Consider the following 12,670-nt stretch of genomic DNA (forward strand, 5'->3'; position numbering starts at 1 on the left):
AGCGTGTAGAAACGAGCCGTGAGCACGGATGACGAGACGCGCCCGGCGGCTCGGCTCACCGTCCTGACCGGCCCCAGCGGGGCCGGCGTGGGCAGTGTCGTCGAGCTGTTCCGGGCGCGTTGTCCGTCGGTCTGGCTCGCGATACCGGCGACGACCCGCCCTCGCCGTGGGGGCGAAGTGGACGGCGTCGACCGGATCTTCGTCGACCCGGCGCGGTTCGACCGGCTGGTCGCCGCCGGTGGGCTGCTGGAATGGGCCCGCGCCGGGCCGTACTCGCGGGGCGTGCCGGCCGGCCCGGTCGAGCAGCGGCTCGCCGCCGGCCGGCCGGTCCTGCTCCCGCTGGACCCGCGCGGGGCGCTCGCGCTCCGCGCGGCCCGCCCGCAGCTCCGGCTGGTCCTGCTCGTCCCGCCCGGCCGGCGGCCCGAGCCGGCGGTGGCGGCCGTGGCCGCGCACGTCGTGACCCACGACCGCACCGAGCGGGCGGTCGATGAGCTGGTAGGCTTGCTCGGTTCTTCTTTTCTGGCTCCGTCTCAGCCGCCGCCGCGCGGCTGAGAGACCCACCGCGTCCGCGCGGTAAAGAGACGCAGAGGTTTATTTCGTGGGATCCATCGCCAACCCCGAAGGCATCACCAACCCGCCGATCGACGAGCTTCTCGAGAAGACCACGTCGAAGTACGCCCTGGTGATCTTCGCCGCCAAGCGCGCCCGCCAGGTCAACGCCTACTACAGCCAGCTCGGCGAGGGCCTGCTGGAGTACGTCGGCCCGCTCGTGGAGACCACCCCTCAGGAGAAGCCCCTCTCCATCGCCATGCGCGAGATCAACGCGGGCCTGCTCACCGCCGAGCCGACCGACCAGCCGTAGTCCGCCGCACGCCGATGTCCGCCCAGATCGTCCTCGGGGTCGGCGGCGGCATCGCCGCCTACAAGGCATGTGAGCTGCTGCGTCTGCTCACCGAGTCGGGCCACCGGGTCCGCGTGGTGCCGACCGCGTCGGCGCTGCGCTTCGTCGGGGCGCCGACCTGGGCCGCGCTGAGCGGCCAGCCGGTCGCCGACGACGTCTGGGCCGACGTGCACGAGGTGCCGCACGTGCGGCTCGGCCAGCGGGCCGACCTGGTCGTGGTCGCCCCCGCCACCGCCGACCTGCTGGCCAAGGCCGCCCACGGCCTCGCCGACGACCTGCTGACCAACACGCTGCTCACGGCCCGCTGCCCGGTGCTGCTCGCCCCGGCGATGCACACGGAGATGTGGGAGCACCCGGCCACCGTGGCCAACGTCGCCACGCTGCGCTCCCGGGGCGTGCGGGTGATCGAGCCCGCGGTCGGCCGGCTCACCGGCGCCGACAGCGGCAAGGGGCGGCTGCCCGACCCGGCCGAGATCTTCGCCGTCGCCCGGCGGGCGCTGGCCCGTGGCCTGCACGCCCCGGCCGACCTGGCCGGCCGGCACGTGGTGGTCACCGCCGGCGGCACCCGGGAGCCGCTGGACCCGGTGCGCTTCCTGGGCAACCGCTCCTCGGGCAAGCAGGGGTACGCCTTCGCCCGCGCCGCCGTCGCCCGCGGCGCCCGGGTCACCCTGGTCTCGGCCAACGTGGCGCTCGCCGACCCGGCCGGCGTAGACCTGGTCCGGGTCGGCACCACCGAGGAGCTGCGCGAGGCCACGCTGCGGGCCGCCGAGCGCGCCGACGCGGTGGTGATGGCGGCGGCGCCCGCCGATTTCCGTCCCGCCACGTATTCGACGGGGAAAATCAAGAAATCGGACTCGGGGCCACCTACCATCGAACTCGTCACCAATCCGGACATCGCCGCTGAGTTGGGCGGTCAGCGCCGCCCGGAACGGGTGTTGGTGGTCTTCGCGGCCGAAACGGGCGACGCCGAGGCCAACGGCCGGGCCAAGCTGGCCCGGAAACGGGCGGACCTGGTCGTCGTCAACGAGGTCGGCCCGGAGAAGGTCTTCGGCGCGGAAACCAACGAGGCCACCGTCATCGGCGCGGACGGTTCGGTGCACACCCTGCCCGAACAGTCCAAGGAGGACCTGGCCGACGGCGTCTGGGATCTCGTGGTGGCGCGGTTGCCCCGGCAGCCGGTGCCGCCGACCTGACCCGATCTAGTGTGTCGCTTGAAGTTGGGTGACTACACTTCCGCGGAACGACTTTTCGACATCCTTAGGAGTGCCGTGACACGCCGCCTCTTCACGTCCGAATCGGTCACGGAAGGCCACCCGGACAAGATCGCCGACCAGATCAGCGACGGCATTCTCGACGCACTGCTCGCCCAGGACGCGCACAGTCGCGTGGCCGTCGAGACCCTGATCACCACCGGCCAGGTGCACGTGGCGGGCGAGGTGACGACCAAGGCGTACGCCGACATCCCGACCATCGTCCGGGAGACGATCCTGGGGATCGGCTACGACTCGTCGAAGAAGGGCTTCGACGGGGCCTCCTGCGGGGTCAGCGTCTCCATCGGCGCGCAGTCGCCCGACATCGCCCAGGGCGTCGACAACGCCATGGAGCTGCGCACCGGCTCGTCGGAGAGCGCCCTGGACGCCCAGGGCGCCGGCGACCAGGGCATGATGTTCGGCTTCGCCTGCTCGGAGACCCCCGAGCTGATGCCGCTGCCGATCGCCCTGGCGCACCGGCTGGCCCGCCGGCTGACCGCCGTGCGCAAGGACGGCACGATCCCCTACCTGCGGCCCGACGGCAAGACCCAGGTCACCGTGGAATACGAGGGGCTGCGCCCGGTCCGGCTCAACACGGTCGTGGTCTCCAGCCAGCACGCGGCCGACATCTCGCTGGACACCCTGCTCACCCCGGACGTGCGCGACCACGTCATCGCCCCGGAGCTGGAGAGCCTCGGCCTGGACACCGAGGGCTACCGGCTGCTGGTCAACCCGACCGGGCGGTTCGAGATCGGCGGCCCGATGGGCGACGCCGGCCTGACCGGCCGGAAGATCATCGTGGACACCTACGGCGGGTACGCCCGGCACGGCGGCGGCGCGTTCTCCGGCAAGGACCCGTCGAAGGTGGACCGCTCCGCGGCGTACGCGATGCGCTGGGTGGCCAAGAACGTGGTGGCCGCCGGCCTCGCCGAGCGCTGCGAGGCGCAGGTCGCGTACGCGATCGGCAAGGCCCACCCGGTGAGCCTGTTCATCGAGACGTTCGGCACCGAGACCGTGCCGGTCGCCTCGATCGAGCGGGCCGTATCGGAGGTCTTCGACCTGCGCCCGGCCGCCATCATCCGGGACCTCAACCTGCTGCGCCCGATCTACCGCCAGACCGCGGCCTACGGCCACTTCGGCCGGGAGATCGCCGACCTGACCTGGGAGAACACCGACCGGGCCGCCGACCTCAAGTCGGCCGCAGGAGCCTGAGCGGCACCAAGCGCAGCGACCGGCGGCCCGCGGACGGGTCGCCGGTCGCTCGCGTCTGCGTGGACGTGCCGCTGGCCCACCTCGACCGCCCCTTCGACTACCTGGTCCCCGCCGAGTGGGCCGACGTCGCCGTCCCCGGGACCCGGGTGAAGGTGCGCTTCGCCGGCCAACTCGTCGACGGCTGGCTGCTGGAGCGGGCCGCCGAGTCCGGGCACACCGGCAAGCTGGCGTACCTGGAGAAGGTCGTCTCCCCGGAGCCGGTGCTCGCCCCGGAGATCGCCGGCCTGGCGCGGGCCGTCGCCGACCGGTACGCCGGCAGCCTCGCCGACGTGCTCCGGCTGGCCGTGCCGCCCCGGCACGCCCGGGTGGAGAAGGAACCCCACGAGCCCAGGGAGCCGTTGCCGCCGCCGGCGCCGCCCGACCCCGCCGGCTGGGGGGCGTACCCGACCGGGCCGGCGTTCCTGCGGGCCCTGACGCGGGGGCTGCCCGCCCGCGCGGTCTGGTCCGCCCTGCCCGGCGAGGACTGGCCCGCCCGGTACGCCGAGGCGGTCGCCGCCACCCTGGCCGGCGGCCGGGGCGCCCTGGTCGTGGTCCCCGACGCCCGCGACCTCGACCGGCTCGACGCCGCGCTCACCGCCGTCCTCGGCACCGGCCGGCACGTCGCCCTCTCCGCCGCGGTCGGCCCGGCCCGCCGGTACCGGGCGTTCCTGGCGGCCCGGCGCGGCGACGTCGCCGTGGTGATCGGCACCCGGGCGGCCATGTTCGCCCCGGTGGCCCGGCTCGGCCTGGTCGCCGTGGTCGACGACGGCGACGACCTGCACGCCGAGCCGCGCGCCCCCTACCCGCACGCCCGCGAGGTGCTGCTCACCCGCGCCCAGCTCGCCGACGCCGCCGCCCTGGTCGGCGGGTACGCCCGCAGCGCCGAGGCGCAACTGCTGGTGGAGACCGGCTGGGCCCGGGAGGTCGTCGCCGACCGGGCCACCGTGCGGGCGCGTACCCCCGCCATCGCCCCCACCGGCGACGACCCGCAGCTGGCCCGCGACCCCGGCGCGGCGACGGCCCGGCTGCCCAGCCTGGCCTGGGCCGCCGCCCGCGACGCGCTGCGCGCCGACGCCGGCGTGCTGGTCCAGGTGCCCCGCCGGGGATACCTCCCCTCGATCTCCTGCGCGCAGTGCCGCACCCCGGCCCGCTGCCCGCACTGCGCCGGCCCGCTCGCGCTGCCCTCGGCCGAGGGCACCCCGGCCTGCCGCTGGTGCGGCCGGGTCGCCGCCGCCTACGCCTGCGCCGAGTGCGGCGGGCGGCGGCTGCGGGCCGCCGTCACCGGCGCCCGGCGCACCGCCGAGGAGCTGGGCCGGGCCTTCCCGGACGTGCCGGTGCGGACGTCCGGTCGGGAGGAGGTGCTCACCGTCGTGCCCGGGGGCGCCGGCCTGGTGGTGGCCACGCCGGGGGCCGAGCCGGTCGCCGAGGGCGGCTACGGGGCGGTGCTGCTGCTCGACTCGTGGGCCCTGCTCACCCGGGCGGACCTGCGGGCCGGCGAGGAGGCGCTGCGCCGGTGGCTGAGCGCCGCCGCGCTGGCCCGCCCCGCCGCCGCCGGCGGCCGGGTGGTGGTGGTCGCCGACGGGGCCCTCGCCCCGGTACAGGCGCTGCTGCGCTGGGACGCCGCCTGGTTCGCCGCCCGGGAGCTGGCCGAGCGGCGCGAGCTGGGCTTCCCGCCGGCGGTGCGGATGGCCAGCGTCACCGGCACCGCCGACGCGGTGGCCGACCTGCTGGCCGGGGCCCGGCTGCCCGCCGAGGCGGAGCTGCTCGGCCCGGTGCCCGCCGACGGCGAGAAGGAGCGGATGCTGCTGCGGGTGCCCCGGGCGCGGGCGGCGGCCCTGGCCGAGGCGCTGCACACCGCCGCGGGGGTCCGCGCCGCCCGCCGGGCGACGGACCCGGTGCGGCTGCAGGTCGACCCGCTGAGCCTGTTCTGAGCGTCGTCACGATCCGTGGTCATGGCTGCGTGATAGCATCGCCCGTCATGCCCGGGCGCACGGATTGCGCGACGATGGCGGGAGCGCGTCGGTGCGACGCGGTGTCGGGGATGTCAATCAGTCGGTGATCAAGGGTGGACCAGTCGTGACCGTTCGTCAATCGATCGTCTTCAACGGTGACCTCGGCAGCGGCAAGAGCACCGTCTCCGTCGAGATCGCCAAGCGGCTGGGGCTGCGCCGGGTCAGCGTCGGCGACCTCTACCGGCAGATGGCCCAGGAGCGGCAGATGACCGCCCTCCAGCTCAACCTGCACGCCGAGCTCGACCAGGCCGTCGACGGCTACGTCGACCAGCTCCAGCAGAAGATCGCCGCCTCCGGCGAGAGCCTGGTGATGGACTCCCGGCTGGCCTGGCACTTCTTCACCGACGCGCTCAAGGTGCACATGATCACCGAGCCGACCGAGGCGGCCCGCCGGGTGCTGGCCCGCCCCTCCGGCCCGGCGGAGAGCTACGCCACCCTGGCGGAGGCGAAGGCCAAGCTGCGGGAGCGCAGCGAGAGCGAGCGGAGTCGGTTCATCGTCCGCTACGGCGTCGACAAGGCCCGGCTGCGCAACTACGACCTGGTCTGCGATTCCACCCGGGCCACCCCGGAGCAGGTCATCGCCCACATCGTCGACGCCTACGAGGGCCGCCTCGGCGCCGACGTGCTCCGCGACGCCCCGCCGCTGCTGCTGCTCGACCCGGCCCGGGTCTACCCGACCGAGGAGATCGGCACCCTGCGCGGGCTCTGGGACAGCGGCTTCGTCGGCGCGGTCGCCGGTGCTGGTGACGAGGCGCTGGAGCCGCTGACCATCGGCTACACGGGGGAGTACTTCTTCGTGGTCGACGGGCACCGCCGGCTCAGCGCGGCGATCCAGAGCGGTTTCCCGCTGGTCCCCGCCCGGCTGGTCGCCGAGGCCGAGGAGCCGGTGGTCGGCGGGATGAGCGCCGTGGAGTACTTCACCACCCAGGTCCGCCCCGGCATCGTCTACGACTGGGAGGCGGCCCACAAGATCCAGCTGCCGCTGCCGGAGCACTGCCTGCGCGCCGGCGACAGCGTGCTCGCCGGCGACCCCGCCCCGGGCCTCTGACCCCGGCGGTCCCACCACCCCCCGCCCCGACTGCCCGCCCCCGTCACCCCGTGTGACGAGCGTCCGCCCGCCAGCCCGGCACCGCCCGGAGACTCCGTAGACTGGGCGGGCACGACGCCGTCCGACCGAAGGAGCCACCCCGAGTGACCGTCCAGCCCATCCGTCTGTTCGGGGATCCGGTGCTGCGCACGCCGGCCGATCCGGTGGTCGACTTCGACGTGGAGCTGCGCAAGCTCATCGCCGACCTGACCGACACGATGCGCGAGCAGAACGGCGTCGGCCTGGCCGCGCCCCAGCTCGGAGTGGGCCTGCGGGTGTTCGTCTTCGACGTCGACGACATGCTCGGCCACCTGGTCAACCCGGTGCTGGAGTTCCCCGACGCCGAGGAGCAGGACGGCCCGGAGGGCTGCCTGTCGATCCCCGGCCTCTACTTCGACACCAAGCGCCGGCAGAACGTCATCGCCAAGGGCTTCACCGGCCACGGCGACCCGGTGCAGTTCGTCGGCACCGGCCTGATGGCCCGCTGCGTCCAGCACGAGACCGACCACCTCGACGGGGTGCTCTTCGTCGACCGGCTCGACCCGGCCGCCCGCAAGGAGGCCATGAAGGCGATCCGCCAGGCCGACTGGTACGACCCGGCGACCCCGCCCACGGTCAAGCTGACCCCCCACGTGACGACCAACCCGTTCAGTCTGGGTCGGTGACCCGGGTGCGCCTGATCTTCGCCGGCACCCCGGCCGTCGCCGTGCCCGCCCTGGCCGCCGTCGCGGCCTCCGGCCACGAGCTGGTCGCCGTGCTCACCCGCCCCGACGCCCCCGCCGGTCGGGGCCGTGGCCTGGCCCGTTCGCCCGTCGGGGCGTGGGCCGACGAGCACGGCATCGAGGTGCTCACCCCGGCCCGCCCGCGCGAGCCGGAGTTCCTCGACCGGCTGCGCGAGCTGGCCCCCGACTGCGTGCCGGTGGTCGCGTACGGCGCGCTGGTGCCCCCGGCCGCGCTGGAGATCCCCCGGTACGGCTGGGTCAACCTGCACTTCTCCCTGCTGCCCGCGTGGCGGGGCGCGGCCCCCGTCCAGCACGCGGTGCTGCACGGCGACGAGTTCACCGGGGCGAGCGTCTTCGCGCTGGAGGAGGGGCTGGACACCGGCCCGGTCTACGGCACCCTGACCGATCAGATCCGCCCCACCGACACCTCCGGGGCGCTGCTGGCGCGGCTGGCGGACTCGGGGGCCGGGCTGCTGGTGGCCGTCCTCGACGCCATCGCGGCGGGCACCGCGCGGGCCGAGCCGCAGCCGGCCGACGGGGTGTCGCTCGCGCCGAAGCTGACCGTGGAGGACGCCCGGGTGCGCTGGGGCGACCCGGCGTTCGCGGTGGACCGGAGGGTCCGCGCCTGCACCCCGGCGCCGGGGCCGTGGACCACGTTCCGCGGCGAGCGGGTCAAGCTCGGCCCGGTGACCCCGGTGCCGGACGGCCCCGAGCTGAAACCGGGCGAGCTGCTGGCGGAGAAGTCCCGGGTGCTGGCCGGCACGGGCACCGTCCCGGTGGCCCTCGGCGAGGTCCGCGCGGCGGGCAAGAAGGCCATGCCGGCCAGTGACTGGGCGCGCGGCGTCCGGGTCGGCACCGGAGAGGAACTGGCGTGACGGGCCCGACGGAACGACCCGAGCGCGCCCACGACGGGCAGCGCCCCCCGCGCTCCGAGCGGAGCCAGACCGACCGACGCCCGGAGCGCTCGTCGGGCGGCCCGCGCGGCGACCGCCCGGCGTACGGCGACCGCCCGGCGGCCCGGGGCGAGCGCCCTTCGTACGGCGACCGGTCGGCACCCCGGGGCGAGCGCCCTTCGTACGGCGACCGGTCGGGCCGGGGCGGTCGGCCGGGCGAGGAGCGGCGGGACGGCCGGCCGGCGCGGCCGGCCGTGGACCTGCCCCGATTCGTGGCCTACCAGGCGGTCGCGGCGGTGCACCGCGACGACGCGTACGCCAACCTGGTGCTGCCGGCGCTGCTGCGCGAGGAGCGGCTGACCGGCCGGGACGCCGCCTTCGCCACCGAGCTGACCTACGGCACCCTGCGGCACCTCGGCACCCTCGACGCGATCCTCACCGAAGCGGCCGGCCGGGACGTGGCCCGGATCGACCCGCCGGTGCGCGACGCGCTGCGGCTGGGCGCGTACCAGCTGCTGCACACCCGGGTGCCGGCGCACGCGGCGGTCTCCTCGACCGTCGACCTGGTCCGCACCGTCGGCTTCGGCGCGACCGGCTTCGCCAACGCGGTGCTGCGCGAGATCTCCGGCCGCGACGCCGACGCCTGGGTGGCGAAGCTCGCCCCGGCGATGGAGGTCGACCCGATCGGGCACCTGGCGGTGGCGTACAGCCACCCGCAGTGGGTGGTGCGGGCGTTCGCCGAGGCGCTCGACGGTGACCTGGGAGAGACCACCCGGCTGCTGATCGAGGACAACGAGCGCCCGGCGGTGCACCTGTGCGCCCGGCCGGGCCTGGCCGACCCGGTGGAGCTGGCCGAGCAGGTCGGCGGCGCGCCGGGGGCGTTCTCCCCGTACGCGGTCTACCTGCCCGGCGGCGCGCCGGGTGAGCTGGCGGCGCTGGCGCAGGGCCGGGCACACGTGCAGGACGAGGGCTCCCAGTTGGTGGCCGACGCCCTCGCCCTCGCCCCGCTGGAGGGCTCGGACGAGCACTGGCTGGACCTCTGCGCCGGGCCGGGCGGCAAGTCCGGGCTGCTCGGCGCGCTCGCCGCGCAGCGGGGGGCCCGGCTGACCGCCGTCGAGGTCTCCGAGCACCGGGCCCGGCTGGTCGAGCAGGCCACCCGGGGGTTGCCGGTGACGGTGCTGCACACCGACGGCCGCACGGTCGGGGCCGAGCCGGAGCTGCCGGAGGGGCACTTCGACCGGGTGCTGGTCGACGCGCCGTGCACCGGGCTGGGCGCGTTGCGCCGCCGGCCGGAGGCCCGCTGGCGTCGGCAGCCGTCGGACCTGCCGCCGCTGACCCGGTTGCAGCGGGAGCTGCTGGTGGCGGCGCTGCGGGCGGCCCGTCCGGGCGGCCTGGTGGCCTACGTGACCTGCTCCCCGCACGTCGTGGAGACGCACGTGACGGTGACCGAGGCGGCCCGTCGCAGCGGGGTGCCGGCGGACTTCGTCGACGCCCGGCCGCTGCTGCCGGCCGGGATGCCGGGGCTGGGCGACGGGCCGTCGGTGCAGCTTTGGCCGCACCGGCACGGCACCGACGCCATGTTCCTCGCGGTGCTGCGGCGCGGCTGAGTGACGTGCCGTGCTGCGGCGCGGCTGGGTGACGCCGGGACACGGCGAAGGGGGCGGCCGATCGGCCGCCCCCTTCGCGTCGGGTGTCAGGCCGCCGCGGTGGCGGCGCAGCCGGTCACTGGACCGGCAGGCCCTTGGCGCCGGCGCCCTTCAGCGAGCGGGTCAGGTTGCGGTCGACCCAGAGGAAGCACTGCACCCCACGGTTGCCGTCCCTCCAGTCCGTCCGGAAGGGGTGGTAGAAGATCGTCCCCGCCCGGTACTGCATGTCGCTGTTGTTCGGCACCTTGACGTACGAGGCGGTCAGCGCCTGGCAGCCCTTGTGGATGCGCAGCCGGTTGGCGTCGATCTGCTCGAAGGGCACGTCCGGGCCCCGGAAGACGCCGACGAACTCGGCCCGGTGCTTGCTGGTGCAGGGGGTGGGGGACATCTCCTTGACGTCGTTCTTGACGATCTTGGGGTTGAAGCAGCGGTGCGCCAGGGGCGCCTTGTCGGTCAGCGCGCCCTTCAGGCTGCCGCTGCGGGCCACGACGCTGGGGTCGTCGACGCTCTCCACCTCGCTGAGGTCGCAGCGGAACCACCGCGCCCCGCCGTCCCACCCCTTGGTCGACGGGAAGACCACGGCGAGGGAGAGCCGGCCCGCGCGCCACTCGCCGCCGACGGCCTTGTTGACCTCCCGGTCGCACTCGGCGCGGGCGGCCCGCACCCCGGCCGAGCCGGCGGCCGGGCGAGTGCTCCGCTCGGCGGGCGCGCCGGTGAGCGTGCCGACGTGGAGGGTCTCCACCCGGTGGGTCGTGCCGCAGTCCACCGGGTTGTAGCCGCTGAGGTAGCCGATGTCCTGCACCGTGGTGTGGCACGCCCCGGCCACGGGTGCGAACTGCGTCGGCGCGGCCATCGCCCGCCAGTCGTCGACGAGGTTCCCGTCCACCCCGGCGGGCGTGCCGCAGCCGGCCAGGGCCACCGCCGCGCCCGCGCCCACGGCGACCGCCGTCCACCAACGCCGCATTTGTCCGACCTCCCGTCGCGGGCGGCGCGCTCATCGGCACCTCGCCGGTCGCGCCACCGGAGCGGGAGCATACGGCACGGACGCCCGGTTCGCGGGGCTGCCTCCGGGACGGCGGTGCCCCCGGGACGGCGGCGACCTCGGGACGGCGGTGCCCCCGGGACGGCGGTGCCCTCGGGACGGCGGTGCCCCCGGGATCGGCCCGGTCGGCCGCGCGCCGATCGTCACGGCGGGGTCACCGCGCGTCCCACCTGATGCCGCGGTGCGGCGGCGGGGGACGGCGTTCGTACACTGGCGCGGTGACCGTTACACCGCCGATCGTCGCGCCCAGCATCCTCGCCGCCGATTTCGCCCACCTCGCCGATGAGGTCCGTGCCGTCGAGGACGCCGCGGACTGGCTGCACGTGGACGTCATGGACAACCACTTCGTGCCCAACCTGACCATCGGGCTGCCCGTGGTGCAGAGCCTGCGGGCGGTGACCCGGCTGCCGTTCGACGTGCACCTGATGATCGACGACCCGCGCCGCTGGGCCCCCGGGTACGCCGACGCCGGGGCGTACAACGTGACCTTCCACGCCGAGGCGTGCGACAACCCGGTGGCGCTGGCGAAGGACCTGCGCGCGGCCGGGGCGAAGGCCGGGCTGGCCATCGACCGGGACACCGCGATCGAGCCGTACCTGGAGCTGCTGCCCAGCTTCGACACGTTGCTGATCATGACGATCAAGGCCGGTTTCGGCGGGCAGCGCTTCGTCCCCGAGCTGCTGGAGAAGGTCCGCGCCGCCCGCCGGCACGTCGACGCGGGCCACCTGGAGCTGCGCATCGAGGTCGACGGGGGGATCGCCGCGGACACCATCGAGCAGGCCGCCGCGGCCGGCGCGGACGCCTTCGTCGCCGGCACCGCCGTCTACGGCGCCGACGATCCGGCCGAGGCCGTCCGTCGCCTGCGGGGCCTGGCGGAGCGCGCGGTCGCCGGGGCCTGAGGTGGAGCCGGCCGAGGAGCGACCCGACGTCATCCTCGTCGTCGACGACGACGCCGACATCGCCCGGTTCGTCGCGTTCAACCTGCGGCTGCACGGCTACGAGGTGGTCACCGCCGGGGACGGCCAGGAGGCGCTCGAGGTGATCGAGCGGCAGCGGCCCGACCTGGCGGTGGTGGACCTGATGATGCCGCGCGTCGACGGGCTGGAGCTGACCCGGCGGCTGCGGGCCGACCCGATGACCTCCGCCCTGCCGGTGATCATGCTGACGGCCAAGGGGATGACCGGGGACAAGGTCCACGGGCTCACCGCCGGCGCGGACGACTACCTGGTCAAGCCCTTCGACACCGCCGAGCTGGTGGCGCGGGTCAGCTCGACGCTGCGCCGCAACAAGGAGTTCCGGGAGGTCTCGCCGCTGACCGGCCTGCCCGGCAACTCCCGCATCCGCCGGGAGATCACCGACCGGGTCCGCAGCGGCGCCGACTACGCCGTCGGCTACGTCGACATCGACCGCTTCAAGAGCGTCAACGACCGCTACGGCTTCGTCCGGGGCGACGAGTTCATCTCGGCGCTGGCCCGCAGCCTGCACCGGGCGGTCGTCGCGATCGGGCTGCCACCGGCGTTCCTCGGCCACGTCGGCGGCGACGACTTCGTCATCGTCTGCGCCCCCGAGCAGGTCCGCCCGCTGACCTCCCGGGCGGTGGTCGACTTCGAGAACGCCGCCGACCGGCTCTACGACCAGTCCGACGCCGAGCGCGGCTACGTCGAGCTGAAGGACCGCCGGGGCAACATCCGCCGGGCCGCGCTGGTCACCCTCTCGATCGGGGTCTCCGTCTCCGACGCCGGCAAGCGCTTCACCAACCCCTTGGAGGCGATCGCCGCCGCCTCCGAGATGAAGACGGTGGCCAAGAGCCAACCGGGCTCGTACGTGGCGGTCGACCGGCGACGCAGCGTCTCCTGAATCGGGCCC

General features: G+C 75.2%; 12 protein-coding genes. 11 read left to right on the plus strand and 1 reads right to left on the minus strand.

All coding sequences use genetic code 11. From position 1 onward, the window contains the following. Positions 1-18 precede the first annotated feature (18 nt). From ACLQ2V_RS20215 to ACLQ2V_RS20255, 9 genes are all read left to right on the plus strand, one after another. Positions 19-552 (plus strand): guanylate kinase, encoded by a 534-nt coding sequence (locus ACLQ2V_RS20215; RefSeq protein WP_425720083.1) that lies wholly within the window; start codon positions 19-21, stop codon positions 550-552. Between the two features lie 46 nt (positions 553-598). Then, on the plus strand, positions 599-862 hold the full coding sequence (rpoZ, locus tag ACLQ2V_RS20220) for a DNA-directed RNA polymerase subunit omega (RefSeq protein ID WP_007075826.1): 264 nt from the start codon (positions 599-601) through the stop codon (positions 860-862). A 14-nt stretch (positions 863-876) separates the two neighbouring features. Then, the gene (gene coaBC / locus ACLQ2V_RS20225) at positions 877-2,094 is read left to right on the plus strand and encodes a bifunctional phosphopantothenoylcysteine decarboxylase/phosphopantothenate--cysteine ligase CoaBC (protein ID WP_425720084.1); all 1,218 of its coding nucleotides are present in this window, start codon (positions 877-879) and stop codon (positions 2,092-2,094) included. A gap of 75 nt (positions 2,095-2,169) precedes the next feature. Further along, a complete protein-coding gene (metK, locus tag ACLQ2V_RS20230) occupies positions 2,170-3,363 on the plus strand; it encodes a methionine adenosyltransferase (protein ID WP_425720085.1) in 1,194 nt (397 codons plus the stop codon). A gap of 59 nt (positions 3,364-3,422) precedes the next feature. Continuing rightward, positions 3,423-5,333, plus strand: a complete 1,911-nt coding sequence (locus tag ACLQ2V_RS20235) for a primosomal protein N' (RefSeq protein WP_425720086.1) — start codon at positions 3,423-3,425, stop codon at positions 5,331-5,333. 145 nt (positions 5,334-5,478) lie between these two features. Beyond that, complete coding sequence (locus ACLQ2V_RS20240; RefSeq protein ID WP_425720087.1) at positions 5,479-6,462, plus strand: AAA family ATPase; 984 nt, start codon at positions 5,479-5,481, stop codon at positions 6,460-6,462. Positions 6,463-6,605: 143 nt separating this feature from the next. Further along, on the plus strand, positions 6,606-7,166 hold the full coding sequence (def, locus tag ACLQ2V_RS20245; RefSeq protein ID WP_425720088.1) for a peptide deformylase: 561 nt from the start codon (positions 6,606-6,608) through the stop codon (positions 7,164-7,166). A gap of 5 nt (positions 7,167-7,171) precedes the next feature. Further along, positions 7,172-8,098: a methionyl-tRNA formyltransferase gene (fmt, locus tag ACLQ2V_RS20250; protein WP_425720130.1), complete on the plus strand. Its 927-nt coding sequence runs from the start codon at positions 7,172-7,174 to the stop codon at positions 8,096-8,098. Then, positions 8,095-9,723, plus strand: a complete 1,629-nt coding sequence (locus ACLQ2V_RS20255) for a transcription antitermination factor NusB (RefSeq protein WP_425720089.1) — start codon at positions 8,095-8,097, stop codon at positions 9,721-9,723. Before fmt ends, ACLQ2V_RS20255 begins: the two co-directional genes overlap by 4 nt. Before the next feature lie 115 nt (positions 9,724-9,838). Here ACLQ2V_RS20255 and ACLQ2V_RS20260 read toward each other — a convergent pair whose 3' ends face one another. Continuing rightward, entirely contained in the window at positions 9,839-10,726 is an 888-nt protein-coding gene (locus ACLQ2V_RS20260) for a septum formation family protein (RefSeq protein ID WP_425720090.1), read from the minus strand. A gap of 296 nt (positions 10,727-11,022) precedes the next feature. Here ACLQ2V_RS20260 and rpe point away from each other — a divergent pair, with 296 nt between their 5' ends. Both rpe and ACLQ2V_RS20270 read left to right on the plus strand, forming a co-directional pair. Beyond that, positions 11,023-11,703 carry a ribulose-phosphate 3-epimerase gene (rpe, locus tag ACLQ2V_RS20265; RefSeq protein ID WP_425720091.1) on the plus strand — a complete coding sequence of 227 codons (681 nt, stop codon included), beginning with the start codon at positions 11,023-11,025 and terminating at the stop codon, positions 11,701-11,703. Position 11,704: 1 nt separating this feature from the next. Continuing rightward, entirely contained in the window at positions 11,705-12,661 is a 957-nt protein-coding gene (locus ACLQ2V_RS20270) for a GGDEF domain-containing response regulator (protein WP_425720092.1), read from the plus strand. Positions 12,662-12,670: the final 9 nt, after the last annotated feature.

The sequence above is a fragment of the Micromonospora sp. DT233 genome (genome assembly GCF_049841815.1).
Taxonomy (GTDB): domain Bacteria; phylum Actinomycetota; class Actinomycetes; order Mycobacteriales; family Micromonosporaceae; genus Micromonospora.

Excerpts from the sequence above, each read along its gene's own strand:
- coaBC (WP_425720084.1), top strand. The coding sequence starts at position 877 with ATGTCCGCCCAGATCGTCCTCGGGGTCGGCGGCGGCATCGCCGCCTAC.
- ACLQ2V_RS20260 (WP_425720090.1), bottom strand. The coding sequence starts at position 10,726 with ATGCGGCGTTGGTGGACGGCGGTCGCCGTGGGCGCGGGCGCGGCGGTG.